This is a genomic window from Aliikangiella sp. G2MR2-5 (assembly GCF_015687155.1).
GTDB lineage: Bacteria > Pseudomonadota > Gammaproteobacteria > Enterobacterales > Kangiellaceae > Aliikangiella.
Window position 1 is genome coordinate 476,174 of record NZ_JADPQF010000002.1, and the last position, 26,898, is coordinate 503,071.

The following is a 26,898-nucleotide window of genomic DNA, read 5'->3' on the forward strand; positions in this document are numbered from 1 at the left end:
ACCCACTCAACAAACTAAACATCCAACTCATTAAAAGATAATGTGTTGTTCATCAAACCGTTGAGTCCGCCGTAGACTTTAATGCTATCGACTTTTTCAGCGATTTTTTCCAGAGACTCAAGCTCTTTCAAACGCATTAACGTTGGGTTGTTTTCCATCATTTTGGCGGTGTTATGCAAGCTTCTGGTCGCTGCGGTTTCTTCACGACGTTTAATCACGTTTGCTTCTGCCGCTTTTTGCGCTTCAACAACCTGATTTAGGATCGCTTTCATTTCACCGGGTAAAATAATATCTTTCACACCAACACGTTCCAGCTTGACGCCAACTTCGGTCAAATCAGCTTCAACCAGCTCTCTAACGGTTTCGTTGATATACAACTTGTCCACCAACAATTCGTCGAGCGTTCTGGTACCAACCGCTTCCCTTAACGCCAGCTGCATGGTTTTGTAAATGTAATCATAAACATCTACCACTTTTTCAGCTGCCTGTCTGACATCAACCAGTCGAGTATGCGCAGTCAGGTTAATTCTCAAGCTCACTCTATCTTTGGTCAGGATTTCCTGACCGGAAATTTCGTTTGCCTGCGTTTTGGTTTCATACAATTTAACTTCAACTTCCTGAAGCAATCGCCAGAAACCGTATTTACCTGGTTCGAGCATTCTTTCCAGTTTGCCATCGAGGTATAAAAGACCAATCTGATCACTGGAAACCAGCACTTCAGCAACAGGCACCACCGCTTTGGTTCTCGCGGTTTTAATCAGAGACGTTGCAGTATTGGCATTACGTCTGTTAATTTCGGTGACCAGCTCACTGGTAACGTCTACGTTATCTTTAATATTGATACGCTCCAGTCTCGCTTCACCGGCATCTTTCCATACAAAAACACGCTCACCAGGGACGACAATGCCCATCAATTGCTCGTTCATATAAAACAGACCGACCTCATCGTTGGCAATTGTCCAGTCGTGCAGCAACTCGGCAATTTGCGGAAATTGGCTAACACGGGTTTTGGCAAATTTTTCTGTGTAGTACATGGTACTGATATCAAAAATTTCGAAGGTTACTTCATTTTTCAGATCCCAGATGGAATGTTTTCCCTGAGCTAACACTCGCTCAAATTGCTTGTTACGCATCAGGTAAGCTTTCTGATTTTCAGCCAGTACCAGAGTTTTTCGTAAACCAAACATTGTTTTTCTTCCTTCTTTGCTGTGACTTAAAAGTCATTTCAATAAAATGATTACAAGGGCTGTTAACTTGGTTCAGCCAGCTGCAAGGTAGGACTTAACGAGGAAGCTTCCTGCTTGCTGTAGTTAAGTTGTACTCTGCGCAATTACCGGACCAGCGGTTAAAGTCTGCTTGTAATCCCTTGCCGACAAGTCGGCACTTTCTAACTTGGTGTTTAAGGTGGGACTCGAACCCACAACCAACAGATTAACGGTCTGCTACTCTATCCAATTGAGTTACTTAACATTTAGGCAGGAATCGAACCTGCGACAATTAGCGTGAAAGGCTAATGCTCTACCGGACTGAGCAACTAAATTATCTCTTACCTAAAAAGAGCGAGGTTTTGAGCCTCAAGCTTTCGCTTCCAAGTTATGGAGCACTTCACTGTGGAATACGTGTCGGTAAAACCTGACGTACCGCGGTGCTATCCAGAAACACCCGCAAACAATGACTTTGTGCAGTTAGACTATTACAAGGCGCGTGCCAGTTTTTGAAAAATGGTCGAAAATATTTTTTAACTCATTGTATATAAAGGATTTATTTTTATATTTCTGCTTTTAGCAAGAGCAGCAAGCTTATTGAAGAATTTTTTTGAAATATCCTGTAGGATATATCTATATCTTTATAGAAATATATGCATCACTTATGTCAGGCAAACGAATAGCATTCAGTATTCTGGGCACGGTAAAAGACTTTGTCGGCCGCAAAAAAGACCGCTGGCAGCGCTGGCGACCCAATGTCGCCTTGTGTTATCAGGACGATCTGCCGATAGACGAGCTACATTTGATCCATGAATCTCGCAGTAGCCGCCTCGCCGATAAGGTCATTCTGGATATCAACGAAATCTCGCCGCAAACCAAAGTCGTTCACCATGTAACCGAGTTCGAAAATCCATGGGATCTGGAAGAGGTTTACGCCAAGCTATTTGATATCTGCGATCAACACCCATTTCAGCCTGAGAAAAATGAATACCTGTTTCATATTACAACCGGTACCCATATCGCCCAGATTGTTTGTTTCCTGCTGGCGGAAAGCCGAATATTTCCGGGCAAGCTGATCCAGACCTCTCCGGCCAAAGGAGACAACAAAGCACTGGGAACTTATCAGGTTATCGATTTAAATCTGAGTAAATACGATAAAGTCGCGGCCCGCTTTAAACAGAAGCAGTTGCAGGGCACCGAGTTTCTGAAAGGCGGTATAGCAACCAGAAACAAAGCCTTTAACCATATGATCGATCAGATTGAGCGAGTCGCCATCCGCTCGAAGGCCTCCATTCTGCTCACCGGTCCAACTGGCGCCGGTAAGTCGCAACTGGCACAACGGATTTTTGATTTAAAGCATTTGCGAAAACAGGTTGAAGGCAGCTTTGTCGCGGTTAACTGTGCGACCCTGCGTGGTGACAATGCAATGTCGGCTTTATTCGGCCATGTTAAAGGCGCTTTTACCGGTGCCCAGAATAAGCGCGAAGGTTTTCTGGTCAGTGCCGACTGCGGCGTTCTATTTCTCGATGAAATCGGAGAACTGGGACTGGATGAACAGGCCATGCTGCTGCACGCGCTGGAAAACAAAAGCTTTTATCCGGTGGGCGCCGATAAAGAAGTTTGCTCTGACTTTCAGCTGATTGCCGGAACTAATCGCGATCTGCAACAACAGGTTAGCGAAGGGAAATTCCGAGAAGATCTGCTGGCGCGAATCAATTTATGGACCTATCAGCTCCCCGGACTGGCTGACCGGCGCGAAGATATTGAGCCCAATATTGAATTTGAACTGAGACTATTTGAAGCCAAAGAAAATTTGCGGGTTGAATTTAATGCCGAAGCGAAAAAGGCTTTCCTCAAATTTGCCATGTCGCCACAATCAAGCTGGCAGGGTAATTTTCGCGATCTTAACGCTGCGATTTTGCGCATGAGTACACTGGCCGAAGGGGGCAGAATTGGGGTGGAAGATGTCAGTCAGGAAGTATCCCGGTTAACCCAAAGCTGGCGAAATCCTGAGGAAAAACTTAATAGAGTCAAACTGGAAAACTACCTGAATGCTGAACAGCTGGAAAACCTTGATCGCTTTGAAGTTGAACAGCTGAGCTATGTGATTGGCGTCTGCCAAAAGCATTCGAGCATGGCTGCGGCCGGCCGGTATCTTTTTAATAAAAGTCGCGAATCAAAAAGCATGGTAAACGACTCCAGTCGACTGCAGAAATATCTGGCTCGTTATGGATTGAAATGGAGTGATTTGAATCGATTTACCTGGCGCTCTACCTGAAGCTCTTTGTGCAGCATTGGCAGATGTATTAATTTTATTAATGACGCTGGAATCGAAGTTAAGCGGAGGGTTGTTTAATTGAATAAACTCAGATGAATAAAATCGGACAACCCTCCCAAAAAAGATTAAATTCAAGATTGAGCAAGCGAAGTCAACAGCCCGATATCAATCCGATTGATAGCTTCATCAATCTGCTCATAGGTTGAATCCCACTGGCCATTTAAAATTAAAATAAATCGATTCTCAACCAACACCTTGATACTCGGCACGCCGTTCTCCATAGGGATCGAATTCAATCTTGGGTAACCTTTAAATTTGGTATAGACCAACTTGTTACCATCCTTGTCCGTTTCGTTAACTCCGAGTGCGTCCAATCCCTGAAACTCCAAAATAAATGCCGTCATTCCCGGATTAGCCAGATCCTGAATAACCATCGTATATTCGTAACGAGGTTCATCCCCCTCAATTACCGATTTTGCATAGCGAGTAACAGTATCACTACCAAAATCCTTGGGAACATTATTAATTTTTTCGGGAAACAGCGGTCTAAATTTTTCGGTAGGGACAGGCTCTAAGGCTTCAAGCACTTCAAGTTGATTGGTCGATTCTTCAAGTGCATCCAGAGCATCCATTCCTTTGGAAACATCATCACAAGAAGAAATTAATGTAGAAAGCACAATTAGTGCGATGAACTTTTTCATTGGTCATTCCTTTGATTAATGAGTTTGAAGTGAAAATTATGACGCCCTTAGCAGTTTAAAGATGTGTATCCTTTCACACTATTTTTATTTAACTGTTAAAGGCTATGTATTTTGAACTCCTCAAAATGCAGGTCTTGTAAAAATTCCCGGATATAGCCACCAAATCGATTGGTTTCGACTAGAAAAGCGTCGTGTCCGAATTGGGAATGGTGACTGATAAAATGACAGTTTACATCCGCCTCCTGCAACGCCATAAAAAGCTCTTCCTGCTGTTGCGGGGTAAACAGGATATCGTACTGCTCTGAAACAACGACTACGTTGGCTTTAATTTTCGAAAAGGCTTCTTTGTTAGAAGTATAGTTCTGGGTGACATCGTAAGAGTCCATAGCAGTCGTGATCGCCAGATAGCTATTAGCATCGAATATTTTGACAAACTTTTCGGCATTGTAATCCATATACCGCGTGATCTCGCCATCTTCAGTGTCCTTATCGTCATGGCTGTTAAAGCGTCGATTCCACTCGGCCGAATTGCGATAAGTATAAAGTCCCAGCTTTCTGGCGAGCTTAAATCCTTCCAGCTGTTCATTGGATTCGTAGTCTCCCTGGTTCCACGCCGGATCCAGTCGAATGGCAGACTGCTGAATATTGCGGTTGGCAATATTGGCTGGATAAGCTTTATAGGAACTACAGCTGAGCATCACCCGATCGACATTTTCTGGGTACTCAATCGCCCAAATTAGCGACAGCATCGCGCCCATGGAGTTACCAACGATAGCATAAAGGGTTTTAATCCCCAGAGCATCGATAAGGCGTTTTTGGCTGTTGACCATATCACCGATGGTAATTTCAGGAAAAGTAGCGTTGTAAGGCTTACTCGTTTCAGGATTAATGCTGGTAGGCCCGGTGGAGCCAAAACAGCTACCAAGGTTATTAATACAGATGACGAAATACTTGTCTGAATCGATTGCCTTACCCGGCCCCACCATATCGTTCCACCAACCCTTTTCCGGATTGCGTTCAGACTCGGCGACATGAGCGCCTACAGACAAGGCATGGTGAACCAGAATGGCGTTGGATTTATCTGCATTCAGAGATCCCCAGGTTTCATAAACCAGATCGATACCACAAAGCTCACCGCCCTTTTCTAATGGCAAGCATGTATCGCTGGAATAAATCCAGCTTCCGTCATTGTTCTGCACACCAACGTTAGACATGTTCTTTGATTAGTCCTTTGTTTTAACAAGCACCACTTTCCATTTAACTAGAAAGGATACCCCTTCGCTTCACATAGATCTCAGTTCCAACGGTTATACTAGCATGACTAATGGGCATTATTTAATAGTAGATTCAGTTTTGATGTATCAATCTTGTACCATCAATAGGTAGAGCTACGCCAGAGAGTCAGAATGAGCTTTGCCAGGAGCAGGAAAATTGCCTCATTTTCCCTCGCGAACTTGATTAGGCGTCTTGCCGAAGTGAGCCTTAAAACAATTTGAAAAATAGGCAATAGATGAGAATCCTACTGAGTAAGCTACAACTTTAATAATTTCTCCCTTTTGTAACATCTCTTTCGCTTTTTTAAGCCGTGTAACCCGTAGGTATTCATTTGGTGAAACATCGAGCAATGCTTTCAGTTTACGTTGAAGTTGTCTCTCCCCCATCATCATTCGAGAAGCCATCTCTGGCAGCTTAAAGCTTTTGTCCTCCAGATTGTCATTGATAATGGCTTCGAGTCGACTAATAAAGGCTTTATCTTTTTCACTTATATCTTCTACTTGTGATAGTGTTACTTCAGTTGAGTCACCACTATTCATCAACTGGCCAAAACGACTTCTCAAAATCCGCCTGATGGTCAGCAGGTTGGCTACTCTTAAAGCCAGTTCTTCTTCGTCGAAAGGCTTATTTAAATACTCATCAGCCTGACTTTTCCAGCCGGTCAGACGACTTTCTCTATCACCTCTGGCAGTTAACAAAATAATTGGAATATGGGATGTTCTTTCATCTTGCTTCAGTGTTTCGCTCACCTGAAATCCATCCATAAGCGGCATCATTACATCACTAATTATTATGTCCGGGATCGACTCATACGCAATGTTTATCCCCTGCTGTCCATTTTCAGCAGTCAAACATTGATAATCATGCGCAAGCGTTTCTGCAATATAGGCTCGCATATCTGGATTATCTTCAATTATTAGGACTTGCTCTTTTGTAGTATCTTCAACAACAGGCTTACTATCGATAACTTCTGCGAGCATATTTTCCTGAGCCGACTGTCCAATCAAATTTTCTATTTCCAGTTCTAGAGACTCATTTGAAGGATTGTTTACCTTTTCTTTTTTATCCAGCACAAATGAAGAAGGCAGTACAGGAAGATAAACCGTAAAACAGGATCCTTTTCCTGGCTCACTTTCAAGCTCAATTTTACCATTATGTGCTTCAATTAATTCTTTAACCAGAGACAAACCAATTCCTGCACCGGTAATTTTCTCACTATACTCACTTAAAACTCTCTCGTAACGACCAAAAATTTTATGCTGCATATCTTCAGGAATACCGATCCCTGAATCAGAAACTTTTATCTGACACTCACAATCACCAATCCTTTCCGAAGAGATTCCGATGCTTTGTCCCGAGGGGGTGTATTTAACGGCGTTAGACAGTAAATTCAACAGTATTTTTTCAAGTGCATCGGGAGCACTTTGAACATAGATTGGTTCGTTTCTTTCCAAGAATAAGGAAATCCCCTTCTCTTTCGCCAGATCTTCAAAAGCACCTGCAAGATGATTGATCAGCTCCTGCAAGTCGACTATTTTTCTAACACCCTCTTTTGCGGCTCTAAACTTTTCCATGTAGATCAATTGGTCAACCATTCGCATTAATCGATAACTATTTCTTTGCATAGTCTCTAACTTACGCTTCTTATCTTGGTCCGATTCAATTTTAAGCATTGACTTCAATGGACCTAAAACCAATGTTAGCGGGGTCCTAAACTCATGAGAAACATTGGCAAATTCTTTATTTTTGTGGGCAAGCAGTTTTTCCACATGTGCTTTTTCAATTGCAAGTTCTTTTGTTCGTTCTGCTACAGAACTCTTTAATTCTTCAGCTTTTCTTCTAAGCATTTTGGTCCTGAATTGAACCAACAGAAAAATCGATAGCACAAGAATAAAAAGGTAAGCAGACAACGCCCAATAGGTTTGCCACCAGGCCTTATCAATTTTAATCAAAATAGTTCTGGCAGGCACATCCCAGTTGTCTTTATTGTCGCTTGCCTTAACTTGAAATTCGTAGTTTCCGGGAAGAATATTGGTATAGCTCACATATCTTTTATTTGAATCAACAATATTCCAGCGTTCGTCATGATTTTTTAACCTATAGGCGTAAAATAGCTCATCAGATTTAAGATAATCCATCGCAGAAAATTCGAAAGAAAAGACATTCTGGTCATGGTCCAGATTTAAAGCAGAAGCATCAAACATACTACTACCTGAAACCTCTAAGACACTACTATCAGAAAAATCGATTTCTTCATAAAAGAGTTGAAAAGAAACAATTTGTGTATTAGAGCCTTCTCGATTGTATTTTGTTGTGTTTTCTATAATTCGATTAATACCGTTTTCACCGCCCAGCCAGACATCACCGTTTTTCTTATCAATACTAATAGCGGATGTTAAGTCTTCATTCTGAATTCCCTCATGATGAGAAAATTTTGTGAATTTCTTTTTTTCATTATTATATTTGGACACCCCTTTGCTGGATCCCATCCATAGATTACCAGAGTTATCCTCTGCAATACTCCATATCATATTTGAGGAAATATTACTGTTCTTAACATTAAAGACTTTTGCTATTTTATTTTCTGAATCCAGTTTTATTGCACCATATCCTTTACTTCCCAGCCATAAAGACCCCGCTTTAGTCTCTGTAATGGCATAAATAGCTGAAGGAATAAAACCTTCATTCACATCAAATTTTTCCAGAGTGTTGGTTTGCTTATTTAACTTCAACAGCCCCTTTTCTCTAGTACCTACCCATAACTCATCTTTTGAATCTACAAGAGAAATATTAGGTGAGTAACCTGACAAGTTTTCAGCCGCGACTTGAATACGACTAAACTTTTTTGTAGCTTTATCAAATAGATTAACACCTTTATCGTAAGTTGAAATCCATACATTATTTCCTTGACCGGTTATATGATTAATCGAGTTTGAAGCTGGTGATAAGTCGTCGCCTTCTTTATAAACATAGTGACTATAGCTTTTCTCTGAGTAATCGTAATGAACAATACCTTTATTAAAAGTACCTATCCAAAGATCACCTTCTTCATCTTGAAATATCGAGACGATATTATCTAGAGGCTGTTCAAACTTCTCTCCTTCAAAGCTGGAAATTTTTTCACACTGCATCGATTCTAGATTCACTTTCACTAAATTTTTTCCGGCGACAGAAAATAGAAGCTCACCATTGTTCATACTTGATATTGCATAAACGACCTTTTCCATTAAACAATCAGGACTGGAGCGCCATGTGTAGGACTCTATTTTTTGATTATTGGTTTTTATGATTATTGGTCCACTATTTGTACCCGCCCAGAAAACACCTTTGCTGTCTTCAAAGATCCTGATGATGATATTGCTCTTTAACAGATTATTGGATTCACTGGTGAATCTTTGTAGAACATTTAACATCTGGTCTGTAATAAACAGACCATTGCCATAAGTTCCTATGAGAAGTCTTTTATCTGGTAATTGCTTTACTGCTCTTATAAATGAGTTTGCCAGTTCATTATCATCTGCCTTTTCCAGGAGCCTTTCTGTAGTCGGTTCCAGTTTGTAAACACCTCTTTGAGTACCAACGATAAGATTAGAGGACTGGTCAGTGGATAATGTTCTGACTTTATGAGGCTCGATATTGTTTACTTTGGAAATTGAAACTAATCGGTTATTTTTCTTATCTAGCTTATAGAGACCCTTCTTTGTTCCAATCCAGGTGTTACCCTCATCATCATGAAGAATCGAGGTAACATAAAATTTAGCAATGTCTGATAACAACGAATAGCTGCTTTCTGCTGGCTGTATCGACTTTCGATCAGCAGAGATAGTGAGGGTACCTGACGATGTACCTATCCATATTACCCCATTCTTATCTTCAGAAATCTCTGTAACATTAATATCTGCATAAGAAAAGTACTCATCTCCATTGCCGATGAACGGAAAGGTGTCAGTGTTATGGTCGTATTGTCTTAGCCCCTTCTTTGTACCGACCCAAAGTACTTCATTATGATCCAGATATAGTTTGTTGATGTGAAAGTGGGGCAACGAAAAAGGTCGATCAATTGCCGGTAAATATTCTCGCGACTGATATCCGTCAAATCGGTTGAGTCCTTCAGAGGTCGCAATCCAGATAAATCCAAACTTATCCTCGGCGAAATCATTGACCGTTTGATTCGAAATGCCGGGTTCAACACTGTGCAAACGAATACTTTCTTTGGAGAATTGGGCTTTTACGCTTGTAGAAGCGGACAAAGCCCAAATCCCAATAATGAGAAAGACGGTTATCTTGTAATTTCTCACTGCTATCTTTCCACCTGCCGAAATTGAATTTTAATTATCAGGCTCTCTTGGGGGTGGAGAGTTAGGGCAGGATACATGACCATACTCATCCTTATGGGGATAACAGCCGCGAGTTGGATCATTGTTATCGTATGTCACGCCATATCGTTTAATCGGAAACTCATTACCATAAATATCAACAACATTGATACAGTGATTATTGTCACAAAACTCAACCACATCATCCCAATTACTAAAAATTTTGTACAATATTTCGGCCATTAATAGTGTTGAAAAACTCAAGAAAGCAATGGCAATAATTTTAAGAAAAGTTCTCTGTAACATTTCTCTATAAGCTCCTACTTAACAGTTGTTCTTTTTTGTCTAAGCACTTTGTTTCCAAGCCGGGTCATTATACTCGTTTGCTTTATCTCAGGATGTAAATAATTACATTCATTTGTCTTCCCTTCTGCTCGATTGAGAAAAAAATCAATGACTTAGCCAAGCGTTGTAATCCATAGCAAGCGACAAAAGGAAAAATTACTTCTTGTAAAACAATCAGTTAAGTTGAATTTCGGGGTGCGATTGTAATTATGCGACTTAGTTATGCAATATCACGACATAACATTATTTTCTAACCAGTTTAGTGTGACAGGTGAATCATTCAGCGATTTATGAAGATAATAGTATCGATAACTAGCGATACGCAGGGTTAGATGCCCCAGCTCGATGAAGCTTGATCACCATTAATATTACGCGATATTTAAAGTGGCAACTATAGGACACAGTTCCATTCAAAAACATGCGCACGTAGAGATTGAAGAATTGCATCAAAGTTAACTCAACCTCTACTTGAATGAAGGAGTTTATTTTAGAACACAGAACGTGACTCCAAGTATTTCGATACAACCATCCTGCACTTCCTCATCCACTGGATCTTCATCCGGTATATCCTTTGGTGGAACGATAAAAACGGGATCGTCGCCCGAATCAGGCTCATCTGCAAAGCTAACACTAGAGGTAGCCAATAACCCCAGAGAGAGACCGAGCAGTAGTGCTTTTAATTTTGTTAGTTTCATATTTGATTCCTTTTATATAAATTATATCGGCGCTTTTGCGCTCTTCTATAGAATCAACTAAAAAGCGATAAATAGGAATCATTTGGTGTTGTACTAAAACGTCTATTTACTGTAGAAAAGCGACTTTATTAGTCCTTAGTTGGTTTCCTAATGTCAGCAAACAGTTTCACGCAAAATTACTTCGTGCGAAGCCAGAGAAACTGCTGCTTTTGATTAATCAAATAAAGTCACCACTTAATCACTAGTCGTCTGGCTCTCTTGGTGGAGGCTCAATTGGACGACAGGTCAAATTTCCATCACCGTCCATATCTGGAGCGCAACCTGGTTCAGAATTACTGTCATCATAAGTTACCATATATAGCTCTGTCGGGAATTCTCTTCCATAAATATCGGAGACACTTATGCAGTGGTTATTTTCACAGAACTCAACCACTTCATCCCAACTACGAAAAAACTTATACATGATATCTGCCATTGCGAGCGTTGAAAAACTCAAGCCAGCCATAGCGATGATTTTAAGAAAAGTCTTTTTTAACATTTCTCTATAAGCTCCTGCTTTACATTTATATTTTTATTTAATCGCTTTGTTTCCAAGCCGCTTCATTATACCCATTTACTGCACCCTAGGATGTAAATAATTACACGCCATTGCTCTTTATCTAATTTTGAGCGAGATAAATTAAGCAATTTTGCAAACTTAATAAGATTTAGCCAACCACGAAAGAGTAAACACTTCTTCTAAAACAAGCAGTTAGATAGCTTTCGCCAGTTAGGTTGTAGTTCTGCGACATTGTTTTGCAGTATTACGACACAGCATTATTTTAAACTGACTTTAACCTGATTGATTGATGGATCGTTCACTAATTTAGAAAGTAAGAAAGGGGCATAAATGCCCCTATTGGTGGAGAACAAAACTGGAAACAGGAGATTCTAATCGTCGTTGACACTACAAATAGGACACACCGGTGGATCTGGATAAAGCTGCACACTTGCTTCCTGGTTATTATTCATTCTATCGCTTTCGTTATTTAATGCATTGGAATTTGCAAATCCCATTAATGCAATTAGTAGAAGTAGCGTGTTCACATTCATATTTTTCTCCATAGAAGTTAAAATAATTTAAAAGTTGAAAATGATGAAGATTGATTTTCCTTTTACAAAGGACGAACTTTAATATCTTACAATCTAGCGTTTAGATTAACATGGAGTATATTAATAAACCTCTCACTTTCATTGCAGAATATCGACATTGTTTTGTAAAGACCCGACAAAAAGCAACTTCAAACTTTCAAAGCAGGACGTAAGCTCGCTTACTACAAATGAATAATCGAGCAATGTTTAACTTCCAAGCGATAACCTCCAATTACCATTCTTTTAAAACGGATGAGGTGGATTAGTGCCAGAGCAACTGGGTACATTCGCTTCAAATTCCTTCCACTCTCCAAACCCAAAATAGTTTCCAGAACGAATTCTCAGTTTGTGTATCCCGTAATCAGAACTATTATATGACCTTGCGGTCGTTCTTCCTTGATACAATAATTGCCAGCCACTACCAACCAACTCCTCGACTTGGTAATCATCTGCATCAGGATTGTCTTCCCAGCTAATCAAGCCTGTTCTAGTATAAAAATCACATGCGCCAAACTCGTACAAAATATTGCTGACATTTCGGGGAGGGCCACTAACATGAAAAGTTGCTATCACAGTATTGTCGGAATAATAATTACCATCATATGTTTGCAACTTTACAGTATAATCTCCTTCGATTTTATAGGTGTGAACAGGATTTTTTTCGGTTGATGTTGTGCCGTCACCAAAATCCCATGAATAGCTCAGAGACATTTGGGCTGCCCACTGGTCGATCCATCCTTTTCCGGTAAACTGTATTTCAAGTCCAGCATCAATATCAGTTATATCGCCCAAAGAATGACTAGCGGATGCAGTCGGTTTTTTCTGAACGTACCATTGGCGATTATTACAATAATCTTCCTTTCCATCTATTTTTGTTCTTACAACAGTCATATAGTTGCCGCTTGAATAGATTCGGGCAGTATACTTTGTACTCTTCTCGTAAATATCTTTTTCGTATTCCATCCAATTTACTTGCCCCCAACCAGATGAGTACTTTTTCCAGACAGACCAATAGGCTTTTCGATCGTTTGGGAATTTTGCATAAGCTTTAAACTCTTGCTCTGTTCCGATTAATACAGGCAAGTCAGTAGTTGGACCTTTTTCTATTCGTAAAATACCGGAATAGGTATCTTTTGAGTCACATCCGATTACATTGGCTTCTACCTTTAGCGAAGCTAAAAACAGAAAAATCAGATAGTAAAGTAATTTTATTTTTACACTATACAACATATTTTAACTCCATTATTAAGGAGATAAAATAATAATCGACTGAAGCATTTAATTCTTAGCTTTTAAAATAAAAATTACGACATTTTGTTATAACAATCCGACTAACGATTAGTTAATAATCTGAGACCACGCATGATTTAGTTATTCAAAAAAACTTACTAACCATTATTTTTATTTAGGTGACCAAAGCCCCAATCATTAAAGAGTATCACTTAGCATAGTTCATTCATTTCAACTCATGATGCTTTTACTACTCTAAAGAATTCATCCCCCACATTTACATAGTAGTCAATTGAAAATAGTATTACTTCGACAGAAAATATAGTCAGATTAAAAAATAAGCCTATCATAATAGACAGGCTTACAATCAAAGCGTGCTGGATGTGAGGTATCATATTTTTAGAAAGAGCTAAAAAAACAAGGTATTTTTTAGCCCGAAAGAAACTATTCTTGTATTAGATTACTCTAGGAATAAAAAATTACCATATTTCCTTCCAGCTCTTTTAATTAAATTTTTTCTAGCTTTAATCGCTCACACTCTTTTTACGCCACATTTTGGACACTTTCTAGGTGGAATCATAAATAATGGATGCGGCATTCCGTGATAACTCTTGTCATACCGGTATAACAGCACATCACAATTTTCACAGCGAATAAAGAGAGCATAAATCGAACATATTGAGAAAAACAACAATAACAGCCAACTAATCAATCCACTTGGAAAGATTGTAATCAATAAAGCAGCTAACCATGCGAAAAGCATTACTCTTAAAAATCTAATTCTCGCATATGATTTTTCAATACTCACTCTTAGCAACCACCTATCTTGTCTCTGTTGTATGTGCACTGGTCAGTTAAAGTATCAGCAATTTCATGAGCAATATTACTCACAGCTTCAATTGTATCTGGAACAATTGATGACGTAACGTTTACTGTCGATTCAATACCAATAGAGCCACCTATTTTGAGTTGTGGTTTAATTTCAACAACTGCTTCGCTGACACCTATACTAGTTGTTCCATCAGCTAACCCTGAAACTTTTCCTGCTCCATCACTAGATACCAATGTTTTGCTGATAGACACGGGACCAAAATTTCCTTCAGCAGTAACTTTTGTACTTGAAAACACGTCATTTTTCGCAGGGGATGTTCCGCTTTTTTCAATAGCTCCACTAACACCGATACCGAGACCAGCACCTAGTCTAGGCCCTCCTCCTGCAGCGAATCCTAGTTCTAGAGTCTCAGTGTCAAAGGACACACTAACTCCAACTTTCAAGCCAGCCACAGCTACTAATTCCCCATTAATTCCTAACGATAATTTAACCATACCACTTGGGTCTAAACTATTCATAGGGTCGTTTCCAACAAAAGCATACCAATTCATCCCATCCTGGTAGCCGATCGGATCTGTCTGCAGAAAACGCCCTAGTTCAGGGTGATACACTCGCGCTTTAAAATGATAAAGCTCGGTCCCTGGTATTAATATCTGCCCCGTGTAGCGAAATCGTGATGAACTATTATTAACAGGCTCACCAAAAGGTCCATATTGATGAGTAGTAACTAGTCCACCACTATTATTCGTTTCCGAAATAATCGAGCCGCGCTCATCAGAAAGAAGATAGCGCTTATTACCTGTGGAACTCCCTTCCATCCAGACCAGTGGGTTGTCTTCGGCAATACCATGAACATAACGTCTTAAAATTGTTCCCGAAGTGCTATATTCGGCAACCAATTCATCTTCATCATAAAGAAATTTGGTAGAACTACCGTTATAGGTTGATTGGTTTAATCGGCCTATCGCATCGTATTTCAGAGTCAATGATTTCCCGGAAGCTGCTCCCGATATCAACCTGTTGTGCGCATTGTACGAATAGCTCCAGCCATCATAACCTTCAAGGTTACCATTCAGATCGTAGCGTAAAGATTTACCTGCAATCTGAGTGTATTGATTGAGTTCATTGACACTGTAGTTCTCAGTTCCAACAGTTGGTATTTTTATTTGGTAGCTGTTATTGGAAACCTGCCTCGAAACAATTTGATTTGATGGATTGTAGGATAGATCCGTATTATTAAAACCGATATGATCAAAGTCGCTAGCTCTACCTACTTCATCATATTTAAGATTGGAAACAACACCATTGCCTCGCGTAATTCTTGTTAAACGCCCTAAAGAGTTATAGGAGTAGTTTACCAGGTTAGTACTTCCATACTCTTTCAGAGCAGTCAACGAACCAACAGCGTCATAATTGTATGTGATGTAGTAACCATCGGGGTGTTTCAAACGCGAGCGTCGTCCGGCTGCATCGTATAGGTAAGATAGAGTCTTTCCGTCGATTGTTGAGGATTTTTTTCTCCCCAGCCCATCATAAGCGTAGCTAACAGTACTTGTACCACGACTAACGGAAGTCTGGCGGCCTAGTCCATCGTAGTTAAAATAGATAGTTGATTCACCTGGCACCGATGTATAGCGCGTTTGATCTCGCCCATCAAATACGTGAGTAAAAGTTGTTCCGTCTCTTTTTCGATAACTGGTTTGATTTCCATTTTTATCATATTCAAAAGCTTCATAGGTTCCGTCCATGAAGGTAATTTTAGATAGTCGATCAAATCCGTCATAATCATAGGTCGTATAGTATTCATTACCATCAATACGAATCGACACTTGACCATTTGCGCTGTAGTCCATTCGAATATCATTGCCCTGGCTTGGTGTTCCGTATCCAGAAGTTTTCTTTATAACTCGCGACTCTGAGTCATATGCCGTTAGTGTGATTCGATCTTTACCGTAACTACCTTCTGTTCCCAAAACACATGCAGAAGATGGAGGAGAGGCGAATATTGATGGATTCATCCTTGTTGCTTCGCATTGAATTCGATTGAGATCGTCATAGCTGGTCTGTGACAAAGCTACGATTCCTGCAGGTGAAGATTTGGTAGTCTGTGTTAACAGGCCATATGAATCATATTGAAAAGTTTTTGTATGTGAAACCGACAGGTTCGTGCTTGTCGGTGAAGTCACCGTGCCAGTTTCGACTTTTGAAAGTTGATCATCCTGATTACGATAAGCCATGCGGTTACTAACACGATACCCCGCTTGATTAACTGGACCGATACTCCATGTTTTTCTGCCAATAGAATCATAGCGACTGTAAGTTTTGTCCGCGGTACCAGCCAGAGGACCGTCAGTAGAAACTAACCTTCCAGCACTGTCATATTGATGGGTAGTAATCTGGCTCAGTGTACCAGCGCCGTTAGTTTGCTCTACAGTAAGAGGTAGGCTTGTATTTCCCCAATAAGTGTATTTGGTAATCTGCTCATTCTCTGTACCACATTCGTTTTCCGCACAAACAGAAACTTGTTTTACGCGGTAAGGACTCGAGTAGTAGGTGTAGGTTGTCTTACGACGGTTTCCATTCGCGTCAGCGGGCTCTAACATTGTTAGCAGACCACCGTGAGTAGAATCGAAGGTATAATCTGTTCGGTTTCCCTTACCATCAATGGTATAGGTAGGTCGATAACATCCAAATAAGACACAACTACCTGTGTTGTAGTTAGCAACTACTGTGATATCCGCAAGCCCGCTTCCCGGCTTTGCTTTCGTTGTTTTAGATGTGACATTTCCGTATGCGTCATAAGTATAATGAACCGAGTTTCCTTCGGGAAATATGATTTTTTTGATTCTATTATTTGTGGTATAGCCATACCGGGTTGTGTTGCCCTGACTATCAGTTTCAGCAGTAACCAACTGACGATGATTAGGTGCCCCCCATACTGCATAATCAAGTTTTCGGTAATAGCCTTCCGGACCGGTAATGACGAGTGTAGAAAACTGCTTGCGAGGGTCATAACCTGTCCCTGATTTGGCGGTATAGGCATAATTGTAAGTAACCCCTTTCGTTTCGACTGAAGTTACAAAATTACTGTGGCTGATGCCCGCATAATTTTGAGTTGCAGAAGAAACGCTAGTGACATAGTTAGTTGAGGAAGGCAGTTTAAACTTATAATTTCTGGCTTGTTCAGAAGTACCAAGCGCATTGATCAATCCTGTGTAGTAAAAAGTCCGTCCACTGAGATCATCAAAATATCCGTTATTGCCAGGATGGGAAAACTTTGCCAGAACTGTCGATGGATTTTTAGTTGCAACTATGTAAGCTTGCTTAAGAGCGCCCCAACCATACGAACCTGTTGTGATGTCATTGGACCGATAAGAAATATGGAGTTCATATCCCAGAGAGGAACTAACCTTTGTAGGACGATGATAAGTTACAACGCCTTCAGTTGTTGTATCATAGGTAAGCGATAGTATTTCACCCGTAGGAAACTTGATGCTGCTCGCATACCAGGTCCCCTCTTCGGCTTTTTTATCAAGTGCATTATTCCACTGAAATAATGAGGATTGCAGATTATATCTCACTTCAATGCCTGTACCTCCCTGCGTATAAAGAAAGTTTTTGGTACGCATATTTCCTCTTAATTGCGAACCTGTTGAATTGGAAGCTACGCAATCATAGGAAAGACAAGTGAAGTATTCGGAAGTACTTGCTCCATAAGTTAGAGAGTAGGTTTCTCTTCTTTGTGATGTACCACCACCACCAGCAGAATCTCTCCAAAGAGTTCCGGTAATTTTGGAATCCAGTTTTTGTAATGTTTGAAAATTTAAGTTTGGCGCGGCAGGAATGCTCAATACGGGTAGCTGAGGTCTATACTTACCACTGAGAAGGTCAACAGAATTGATATCCGGTTCAATTTGAAGCGGCTTAATATGATACTCGGCGGACTCCGTAGCGCCTGCAGCATTCGAATGTAGTAGCACAATTGAAGCTACAAAATAAAAGAATCTTATGATCTTGTTCATGAATTTCTCGCAAACTATAGGTTAATTATTTCTGAGGCTATCGAAGGTTAAAGCCGCCACTAGATATTCGGATCATTTTTGATTGAAATGCGCTTTTGCTTCCGTTCACGCAAGTAATCTTTACAATCATCGATTCAAAAACTCTAAAGGACCGACTCCCTGAAGTAGGTAAATCCGTATATCCGTTGGTGCTTCCGTTTCTGGCAAGTTCACAACTAATTGCGTTTTGGGAAACCCAGCTAACGGTTGCCCAGTCACCCGCACTGGCAACCGAACTAGGCACACTAAAACTGGAAATAATTGGCTCTGGAGTTTCAACTGCTCCACCATTGGTCACGGCAGAACGATTCCCTGCTTTGTCATAGGTATAATTAATTTCTTCATTAGCTGAATTTTTCACCTGAACAAGTCTTCCTCTTGCATCATATTGGTAGCTAGTAGAAGACGAAGCTAAAATCGTCGTCGACGAAAACAAAGCAACGAGTCCAATAGCCCGCAAACTCAAAGTCATCATTGATAAGCATCCTTTTGATTAATAAATAGAGAACATAAAATTTGAAAACTAGAGGCAAGGAAGTTGAATAAACTAAAAGTCGAGAGTATTGATGAGACAGAGTAAGAGGCAATCAACCCCTCAAAGGATTTCGATGTTGCACAGGTCAAACACAATCGAAAAGCTGGGAAAAATACGTAGGATAGTACGAATAAGATACGGCTTTGCTTCACTCTTCCCTCAACGTCAACTTTATTGCTGTATAGTTTTCTAGTTGAGGAATCCTATTACAAGTGCTTGATTTATTTACGAAGAATCTTTGAACTATTACGACCATTCATTATAAAAATACGTCGTTTTATATTTTGTGGGGCAAAAAGCCGACTTAGTCGGAGTTCCATTTTAGTATTTGCTCAACTACCGGCAAAGGGTCTTGCATCCAGTTAAAGTGACCGGTTTTCCCTGATGGAAAATCCCCCTTACCTAAATGCATGTAGGTGACTTCACTTGCCGAGAGCTTTTTACCGAGATTCTGAGCTGATTTTGGCGGTGCAAGTATGTCATCGTCGATAGTAATCAATAGCGCTCGCTTTTTGAGCTGATGACAGAGAGTTTCAAATTCATGCGGATTACCTTCCACTCTATATTCGCCACTGCTGACCGAGCGACTCCAGTCTCTAATTACCTGACGAGCCTCTCGTCCGGCAAACCCCAGTTTTCGTCCAGGAAAATGACCGATTGCAGCGGCAATCCAACGCATCAGTTTGGACGAAATAAACAGGCCTAAATTACTGGGAAACTGCCAACCTTTAAAATATGGCGTACCAGTAGCGACTCCAACCATTCCCTCAAACTCATCCGGGTATTGACACAGGGCAAGCAACCCCAGCTGTCCCCCAAGAGAATGACCGAGAATGTACATCGGGTTTTGTGGAAAATCCTCACGAACTTGCTTGATGGCAACGGGGAGATCATCACTTAAGATATGGTTATAGCCAAAATTTACCTTGCGCGAAGCCCGCAAATTACTACTTCCCAATCCACGCCATTCAAATAACGCCGTCGCAACCCCTTCTGCGTTAAGGTTTTCGGCAAGGGGTAAGTATTTACGAGCCGGTACGCCCATGGCCGGCAAACACAGGAACACGGGCTGCTTTGGATTCTGATTACCTGCGGAAACAATCAAATCATGCTCAGCGCCATCAGAACTCTGTAATCGATAGGTTTTAATAGGACTTCCCTTGAATTTTGCTGTAATTCCGCCAGTTTAGAGGATTTTAACAACTCATCCAACCAGTTAAAGAAAAATTCTTTGGCCTTCGAATATCTCTGCCTGACCAGCTGTTCCGAACAAAATACGAATTCAGCCCCTAATCGCCCGCCATTAAAGGCACACAGGGGTTGCATTACCTGATTAAGATCGGTAAGATCGCGCGTCCCATTAATGGTGTATGGTATTTGAGCAGTCGAACTAGTCTTAAATAAGACTTAAGTCCAGTCTGGCTTTTATGGCGATACCCAAAATATAGAGATTAGACGATGAAAACTGATATCCATCCAAATTACGAGCAAATCACTGCAACTTGTAGCTGTGGCAACAAAGTTGAAGTTGGTTCAACTCTTTGTAAAGACATCAATCTGGACGTATGTTCAGCTTGCCACCCTTTCTACACTGGTAAGCAAAAAATGGTTGATACTGGTGGTCGTGTTGACAGATTCCGTAAACGTTTCGGTGCACGTTCACTTAAAAAGTAAGCCTGGCTTTATCGAGTCATGTTACTTGACCCAATATCAAAAAAGACGCTTTTTAGCGTCTTTTTTATTGCCTGTCTTTTCTCATTCAAAACAGCAGCACTTCCCGCCCACTGCCCTAGCAAAGACATTATAAAATCGACGAATATCAGCGTGGATAAAGTGAAGTGGCTCCCCGACGGCGATACAATTCATACCGAAAATGGTAAAAAGCTCCGCTTGCTCAATATCGATACCCCGGAAATCAACGCCAACAAGGATAAACCCGCCGAGCCATTTTCAGTCGCAGCCAAAGAACGGCTGGAAAAGCTTATCGGCCCGCCACAAACAATTTATTGGCAAACCGATTACCAAAAAAAAGATCGCTACGGACGAATACTCGCCCATGTTTTTAATCAAAAAGGCGAGCTGCTAAGCGCAAAACTACTGGAGCAGGGCCACGCCAGAATGCTGGTCATTCCGCCCAACGACGGTTACTGGCAATGCCTGAAAGCCATTGAAAATAACGCAGTCAAAATGAAAGCCGGACTCTGGTCCGTTAAGGCAAACCGGGCAAAGAGCAAAAATGCTATTCTCCAGAAAAAAGGCTTTCAATGGGTTGCCGGAACGATTACCGAGCGCTACCAGTCAAAGAAAAATCTATGGTTCGTGTTAGACGATAAACTTTGGGTCGGGCTCCCGAATGATCGTCACAGCTATTTTGAAAAAGAACTGCTCAATAAAAAAGTCGGTGATCGACTGTCGTTAAACGGTTTTGTTTATCAATCACACGGCAAGTTAAGAGTAAAGTTGAAACATCCGGGAATGTTGATGGGTGATAATTAGATTTAGTGAACAAGCCTAGTCTAAAGCAGACTCGCTATGCCCTAACATTCCTCTACTCTTTCTGAAGTTTCATTCACTCCACAAGGCCGTTATAACAGCAGAGCGAATCGTCCACAGATTTTTTAAAGTGTTCTAACAAGCAGAGCACTGGAAAATAATGATGATAAGACCCGAAGGGGTGAGGCAAGGATGCCGAACTTTTTTAACGGCCAGGAAGGCCGTTTAAAAAATCCAGCATTATTTGAAGCGCGCAAGGTACCAGGCGCTGTTCGCCTGGCTTGTTAGCACACAGGGGTACTTTTGCCTACTTTTGTTACTCCTGACAAAAGTAGGTCGCACGCAAGCGTAGCGGTGCAAAACAAAGCGCCTATCAAAAACCAGAACTAGAAAGAAGTCCTTCTATACTCCCGATACTCCGGCATCCAGAAATTTTTCTCTACTCTTTTCGCCAGGACTTTCGGTTCGATTTTGGTCGCAACTCCCTGCTCCATCGCCTTAAGCCCGACTTTATTAGCAATATACTTACTCACTTCACGAATTTGATTGAGTGCGGGTAACAGGTCATCCCCTTCACCTTTAACTAAGGGCGAACACTCAGCGAGCGCTTCACTCGAAGTCATAAACATTTCTTCTGTCACTCGAGTTGCACCGCTGGCGATGACCCCGAGGCCAACACCAGGAAATATGTAGCTGTTATTACATTGCGCGATCGGATAGCTGTTGCCCTGGTACTCAACCGGTTCAAATGGACTACCGGTCGCGACAATAGCATTACCTTCAGTCCACTCAATCACATCACTCGGTAGTGCTTCCACTTTGGAGGTAGGATTAGAAAGCGGAAGAACGATCGGCCTTTTACATTCAGCATACATAGCTTCTACTACTTCTTTGCTGATCAAGCCGGCTACACCTGAAACTCCAATAATTATGGTCGGCTTACTTGCTTTAACCAGATCAAGCAAGGTAACCTTTTCGCCGTCACTACTCCAGCTAGCAACTTCGGATTTTTTCTTGGCAAATTTCTGCTGAAAATCTCTTAGCAGCATATCATCAGTCAGTAGCCCTTTTGAGCTGGTCAGATAAACCTGCTCAATCGCGTCCGCTTCGTTGATACCATCTTCAATCATGTGGGCGACAATTTGTTCCGCAATACCACATCCAGCCGAACCGGCGCCGACAAATACTACGCGATGATCTTTAAGCTTTGTCCCCTGAGCATGACAGGCAGCTAATAAAGTCCCTACCGTTACTGCCGCAGTCCCCTGAATATCATCATTAAAACAGCAGAGTTTATCCTGATATTTTTTCAGCAATGGAGTAGCGTTAGCCTGAGCAAAATCTTCGAACTGAATAAGCGCATTCGGCCAACGGCGTTTCACACTTTTTAAAAATTTGTCGACAAAGGCAAAGTACTCATCTCCACTGACTCTTTTGTGACGCCATCCCATGTACATAGGATCATCTAACAGCTCCTGATTATTGGTTCCAACGTCCAGCGCAACCGGCAGCGTATAAGCAGGACTAATTCCGCCACATGCCGAATAGAGGGCAAGCTTACCGATGGGAATTCCCATACCGCCAATCCCCTGATCACCTAACCCCAAAATTCGCTCACTATCGGTCACAACAATTACTTTGACGTTTTGCTTGGTCGCATTTTGTAGCATATCGTCCATACGCTCACGGTCTTCATAAGAAATAAAGAGCCCGCGTTTACGTCGATATATTTGTGAAAACTTCTGACAGGCCAAACCAACGGTTGGTGTATAAATGATTGGCATCATTTCTTCAAGATGATCGGTTATCAGGCGAAAATAAAGTGTTTCATTAGTATCCTGAATCTGACGCAGATAGATATGTTTGTCTAAATCGTTGTCAAATTGTGAAAACTGCTGATAAGAGCGTTGCGATTGTTCTTCAATAGTCTCTATCGCAGCCGGTAGTAATCCCTCCAGATTAAAAGCTCGCTTTTCTTCAAGCGAGAAAGCACTCCCTTTATTAAGCAAAGGAGTTTCCAGTAGGACTGGACCGGCATAACGAATATAAAGAGGACGTTTGCTAGAATTCTGATTATTCATAATGATATTTCTGATCGATAAATGTTGTTTCGACTATGGCTAAATATTTTAAACCCAGCATGACTAGCCTGATGCTTTCAGTTAATCTGGTTTAAAATAACGAATGGTTGTGAATTTGTCTTCTAGTTTAGTCAAACTGATTCAAATAGGCACTGAATTATAAAGCGCTTTTAACTCTTCCACTACGCTTTCTTTATTTATTTTGGCATAGCTTTTCGATCTTTAAACTCTGACACAAATCAAGTAAGCTCGGCAGATAATTTTTCCACCAAAAAAGTTTTACCGTTTACGTTAACGTCAAAGTCTTAACACCTTTCTATCCTAAAATAACTATCGAAATACCTAAATGCCATAACCACTAGTTCCCCAGGTTAGCTGCTATAATTAATTTATTGAAGGCAACAAAAAATATAAGCGACAAAGAATATAATCGACTGCCATGTGAAATAACCTTAAGTGCAACCACGTCTAGAGTGTGAATATGTCGAAATTCAAATTAACTCAAGAATTTGCAGATGCAACACTTTGCCTGCCAATGCTCGAGTTAGCCTCTGCCACCAGTCTGTCCGAGCTCGATAAACAGCTGGTTACTCAAGTTAAAATTTTGGCCGGGGCCTTTAGGGTATACCTGCATAAACACTCTGATAAAGTCTGTCTTATTAATATCAGTACAAAAAAAACACGTTTCGATCTTGATGACGGAAAAAAATCGATCGGTCAACTTGTTATTGAAGGAGAGATCGACGAGTCCCATTACCAGCGACTCGCGTTTTTGGTTCAGCTCTATCAATACCAACACCGTACTATCTCTCAGGTCTCTATGGATAAACTGACTCGTCTGGGTAATCGCGCTGCACTAGATAAAAAGCTGGAAAGCATTTTTCATTCGTTGAACCGCGATAGGCGTGCAGAGAAACATAGGGCGCCTTTTATTGTTCTCTTTGATATTGATTATTTTAAAAAAGTTAATGATGACTTCGGACATTTATATGGTGACGAAGTACTAGTTCATCTAGCTCAATTAATGAAAGCAACATTTCGCGAGAGTGACACCTTGTTTCGCTATGGCGGCGAAGAGTTTGTTATTGTTCTGAACAATATCAGCTCAGAGGATACGCTTGCAGTGATGAACAGGTTCAAAGATAAAGTCGCACGCTACCAGTTTCCACTTGTTGGCAAAGTCACTATCAGTGTAGGAACCGCCCGAGTCAATGCAAAGCTTAATCCGCATGACCTTCTCAACCGGGTTGACAAAGCACTTTACTATTCAAAATCTGCCGGGCGTAACCAGGTCAATAGTTTTGAAGATCTGAGTGAAAGAGGACTAGTAAAAACCGAAGAAATTTGCAGTGACGATATTACTATATTCAATTAGCACAATATCGGACTAAAACTACTTGCCAGGCCCCTTGAGTATTAACTCGCTATCACTCACAATACTGCCTCTTATTCACTACCCGACGACAATGAGTATCTGTGTCAGACGAAACAACCAGCTCAACTTTGATTATCAGCGTAGCTATAACAGTTCCTTTGCGGCGTTGCTTCGACTATTACTGGAATCAGCCGCTAACTTTCGAGCCAGCTGCCGGAATGCGGGTAAAAGTTCCTTTTGGCAAAACCTTCAAAATCGGCATTATTCAGCAGGTAACTCAAGTCGATGCCAATATGCCTGAACTCAAGGAACTGAAATCGATTCATCTGTTTGTCGATCAAAAGCCGCTTTTGCCGGCAACACTTCAGCGATTAAATCAATGGATGATTCGTTACTATCATGCTCCACCAGGGGAAGCCTGGCAAACCATGTTACCAACCGCTTTATTGAAAGGGGAGGAAGCAACACTGGCACGAAGCAGTTGCTGGCGACTTAGCGAGCAGGGTAAGGAGGCAATCGCTAATAATACTTTGCCCAAAAATGCGGTTAAACAAAGACAAGCATTACAAGCTCTTGCCAATCATCCCGATGGAATTGTTCACGAAAAGCTAAAGGTTTTTGATATACCGGCAACCACCATAAAGTCTTTGGCGGGGAAAAAATGGGTAGAACGTAGCTTTAGTGATACCTCAGGTCAAACCAAGGGTGAACTTACCAATCAAAATCACGGCATTCAGCTCAATGACGCCCAGCAGATAGCTGTCGACAGGGTTGCCGAATCATTTGCCAGCTACCAGGCTTTCCTGCTTTTTGGTGTCACAGCATCCGGTAAGACCGAGGTTTATTTGAGGTTAATTGAAAAGGTAATAGCGCAAGGAAAACAAGCACTTGTACTGGTCCCGGAGATTGGTCTGACACCACAGACACTCAAGCGCTTCCAGGACAGGTTTAATGCCGAAGTTACCCTGCTTCACTCCGGCATGACGGAAAAACAGCGCTTGCAAGGCTGGCTTAAAGCCCGTGAGGGAGCTTCAAATATAATAATAGGTACCCGTTCCGCGCTTTTTGTCCCCATGGCCAATCCGGGTATTATAATCATAGATGAAGAGCATGATATGTCGTTCAGACAACAGCAGGGATTTCGCTATTCTGCGAGAGATCTGGCATTGGTCCGGGCTAACTTCGAACAGATCCCGGTTTTGCTGGGCAGCGCAACGCCTTCAGTAGAAACGCTTTATAATGTAGAAAAAAATAAAATTATCCAGCTCGAGCTTAAACACAAAGCCCAGCAGAATCGGCCTCTTTCATTTCAGGTGATTGACCTGAAAAACCAGGTGTTAAGACAAGGTTTATCACTTCCGCTAATTGAATCCATTAGAAAGCACCTAGATTCTAGTGGCCAGGTACTTCTGTTTTTGAATCGTCGCGGTTATGCACCGGTTCTGCTATGCCATCAATGCGGCTGGAGTCAAACTTGTCAACGCTGCGATGTCCACTATACCTACCACCACCAAAACCATTACCTGCAATGTCATCATTGCGGATCGAGCAGACAGGCTCCGAAAGTTTGTCCCCAGTGCCAGTGCCCTGAAATGGTCCCTGTCGGTCTGGGGACGGAAAGACTCGAAGAAACGGTCAAATCTATTTTTCCTGAAGCCAAAGTGGCACGCATCGACAGAGACACCACCCGCCGAAAAAGTGCAATGCAGGAGTTTGTCTCTTCAATTAAGTCAGGTGAAGTTGATATTTTACTCGGCACACAAATGCTCGCCAAAGGTCACCATTTTCCCAATGTCACTCTGGTGGCATTGATTGACATGGACGGCGCGCTTTACAGTGCTGATTTCAGAGCACCGGAATACTCTGCTCAGCTCATCACCCAGGTTGCAGGACGAGCGGGGCGAGCCAATAAAAAAGGTGAAGTAATCATTCAAACGCACCATAGTGAACATCCGATGTTGCATCAGGTGATAAACCAGGGATATGCCGAATTTGCCAAGCTGGCAATACGCGAGCGCATGGAAACAGAATTACCCCCCCACTCTTTCGCCGCCATGTTTCAGGCTGAATCGCCACAAATACAGCCGGTGAAAATATTTTTGAATGACGTTAAGGAAATACTTGATCGTTACAGCGATCTGAAAGTTGAACAACTAGGTCCGGCCCCTGCGCTTTATGTAAAAAAGGCAGGCAAGTTCCGTTATCAGCTACTTTTGCAAACTGCCAGACGAAATGAACTCCATCGCCTGCTGGACCTGACACTTCAAGATATAGAACAACTCGCTTCGGCAAGAAAGGTTCGCTGGCGACTGGAAATGGACCCGGTGGGTGATAGTTAGCGGGTT

18 protein-coding genes and 2 tRNA genes are annotated in these 26,898 nt (G+C 41.5%); 5 read left to right on the forward strand and 15 right to left on the reverse strand.

Annotated elements, in window-relative coordinates:
- Positions 1-14 precede the first annotated feature (14 nt).
- The 3 genes from IYN84_RS09465 to IYN84_RS09475 all read right to left on the reverse strand — a co-directional run bounded on the left by IYN84_RS09465 (position 15) and on the right by IYN84_RS09475 (position 1,541).
- On the reverse strand, positions 15-1,187 hold the full coding sequence (locus IYN84_RS09465; protein WP_196138960.1) for a slipin family protein: 1,173 nt from the start codon (positions 1,185-1,187) through the stop codon (positions 15-17).
- Between the two features lie 206 nt (positions 1,188-1,393).
- A tRNA-Asn gene (locus IYN84_RS09470) sits at positions 1,394-1,469 on the reverse strand.
- Position 1,470: 1 nt separating this feature from the next.
- Positions 1,471-1,541: transfer RNA gene (locus IYN84_RS09475), tRNA-Glu, on the reverse strand.
- Positions 1,542-1,815: 274 nt separating this feature from the next.
- On the opposite strand from IYN84_RS09475, the gene rtcR reads away from it, so the two are divergent.
- Positions 1,816-3,483: an RNA repair transcriptional activator RtcR gene (gene rtcR / locus IYN84_RS09480; protein ID WP_246722764.1), complete on the forward strand. Its 1,668-nt coding sequence runs from the start codon at positions 1,816-1,818 to the stop codon at positions 3,481-3,483.
- A gap of 131 nt (positions 3,484-3,614) precedes the next feature.
- On the opposite strand, the gene IYN84_RS09485 is transcribed toward rtcR, so the two are convergent.
- From IYN84_RS09485 to IYN84_RS09535, 11 genes are all read right to left on the reverse strand, one after another.
- Complete coding sequence (locus tag IYN84_RS09485; protein WP_196138961.1) at positions 3,615-4,184, reverse strand: hypothetical protein; 570 nt, start codon at positions 4,182-4,184, stop codon at positions 3,615-3,617.
- 95 nt (positions 4,185-4,279) lie between these two features.
- On the reverse strand, positions 4,280-5,398 hold the full coding sequence (locus tag IYN84_RS09490; RefSeq protein WP_196138962.1) for a homoserine O-acetyltransferase: 1,119 nt from the start codon (positions 5,396-5,398) through the stop codon (positions 4,280-4,282).
- A 222-nt stretch (positions 5,399-5,620) separates the two neighbouring features.
- Complete coding sequence (locus tag IYN84_RS21155; protein ID WP_196138963.1) at positions 5,621-9,757, reverse strand: two-component regulator propeller domain-containing protein; 4,137 nt, start codon at positions 9,755-9,757, stop codon at positions 5,621-5,623.
- Between the two features lie 30 nt (positions 9,758-9,787).
- Positions 9,788-10,081 carry a hypothetical protein gene (locus IYN84_RS09500; RefSeq protein ID WP_196138964.1) on the reverse strand — a complete coding sequence of 98 codons (294 nt, stop codon included), beginning with the start codon at positions 10,079-10,081 and terminating at the stop codon, positions 9,788-9,790.
- Positions 10,082-10,602: 521 nt separating this feature from the next.
- Positions 10,603-10,815 carry a hypothetical protein gene (locus IYN84_RS09505; protein WP_196138965.1) on the reverse strand — a complete coding sequence of 71 codons (213 nt, stop codon included), beginning with the start codon at positions 10,813-10,815 and terminating at the stop codon, positions 10,603-10,605.
- Between the two features lie 241 nt (positions 10,816-11,056).
- Positions 11,057-11,353, reverse strand: a complete 297-nt coding sequence (locus IYN84_RS09510; RefSeq protein ID WP_196138966.1) for a hypothetical protein — start codon at positions 11,351-11,353, stop codon at positions 11,057-11,059.
- A 392-nt stretch (positions 11,354-11,745) separates the two neighbouring features.
- The gene (locus IYN84_RS09515) at positions 11,746-11,907 is read right to left on the reverse strand and encodes a hypothetical protein (protein ID WP_196138967.1); all 162 of its coding nucleotides are present in this window, start codon (positions 11,905-11,907) and stop codon (positions 11,746-11,748) included.
- A gap of 282 nt (positions 11,908-12,189) precedes the next feature.
- A complete protein-coding gene (locus IYN84_RS21435; RefSeq protein WP_196138968.1) occupies positions 12,190-13,176 on the reverse strand; it encodes a PKD domain-containing protein in 987 nt (328 codons plus the stop codon).
- Between the two features lie 810 nt (positions 13,177-13,986).
- Positions 13,987-18,030 (reverse strand): RHS repeat domain-containing protein, encoded by a 4,044-nt coding sequence (locus tag IYN84_RS09525; protein ID WP_196138969.1) that lies wholly within the window; start codon positions 18,028-18,030, stop codon positions 13,987-13,989.
- A 37-nt stretch (positions 18,031-18,067) separates the two neighbouring features.
- Entirely contained in the window at positions 18,068-18,544 is a 477-nt protein-coding gene (locus tag IYN84_RS09530; RefSeq protein WP_196138970.1) for an RHS repeat domain-containing protein, read from the reverse strand.
- A 364-nt stretch (positions 18,545-18,908) separates the two neighbouring features.
- Positions 18,909-19,709: an alpha/beta fold hydrolase gene (locus IYN84_RS09535; RefSeq protein ID WP_196138971.1), complete on the reverse strand. Its 801-nt coding sequence runs from the start codon at positions 19,707-19,709 to the stop codon at positions 18,909-18,911.
- Between the two features lie 353 nt (positions 19,710-20,062).
- On the opposite strand from IYN84_RS09535, the gene rpmE reads away from it, so the two are divergent.
- On the forward strand, positions 20,063-20,278 hold the full coding sequence (gene rpmE, locus IYN84_RS09540) for a 50S ribosomal protein L31 (protein WP_196138972.1): 216 nt from the start codon (positions 20,063-20,065) through the stop codon (positions 20,276-20,278).
- 150 nt (positions 20,279-20,428) lie between these two features.
- A complete protein-coding gene (locus tag IYN84_RS09545; RefSeq protein ID WP_196138973.1) occupies positions 20,429-21,100 on the forward strand; it encodes a thermonuclease family protein in 672 nt (223 codons plus the stop codon).
- A gap of 383 nt (positions 21,101-21,483) precedes the next feature.
- Here IYN84_RS09545 and IYN84_RS09550 read toward each other — a convergent pair whose 3' ends face one another.
- Positions 21,484-23,178, reverse strand: a complete 1,695-nt coding sequence (locus IYN84_RS09550; RefSeq protein ID WP_196138974.1) for an NAD-dependent malic enzyme — start codon at positions 23,176-23,178, stop codon at positions 21,484-21,486.
- A gap of 481 nt (positions 23,179-23,659) precedes the next feature.
- Here IYN84_RS09550 and IYN84_RS09555 point away from each other — a divergent pair, with 481 nt between their 5' ends.
- Both IYN84_RS09555 and priA read left to right on the forward strand, forming a co-directional pair.
- Positions 23,660-24,553, forward strand: coding sequence for a GGDEF domain-containing protein (locus IYN84_RS09555; RefSeq protein WP_196138975.1), 894 nt, complete (start codon positions 23,660-23,662; stop codon positions 24,551-24,553).
- A gap of 101 nt (positions 24,554-24,654) precedes the next feature.
- Positions 24,655-26,892 (forward strand): primosomal protein N', encoded by a 2,238-nt coding sequence (gene priA, locus IYN84_RS09560; protein ID WP_196138976.1) that lies wholly within the window; start codon positions 24,655-24,657, stop codon positions 26,890-26,892.
- The last annotated feature ends 6 nt before the right edge of the window (positions 26,893-26,898 follow it).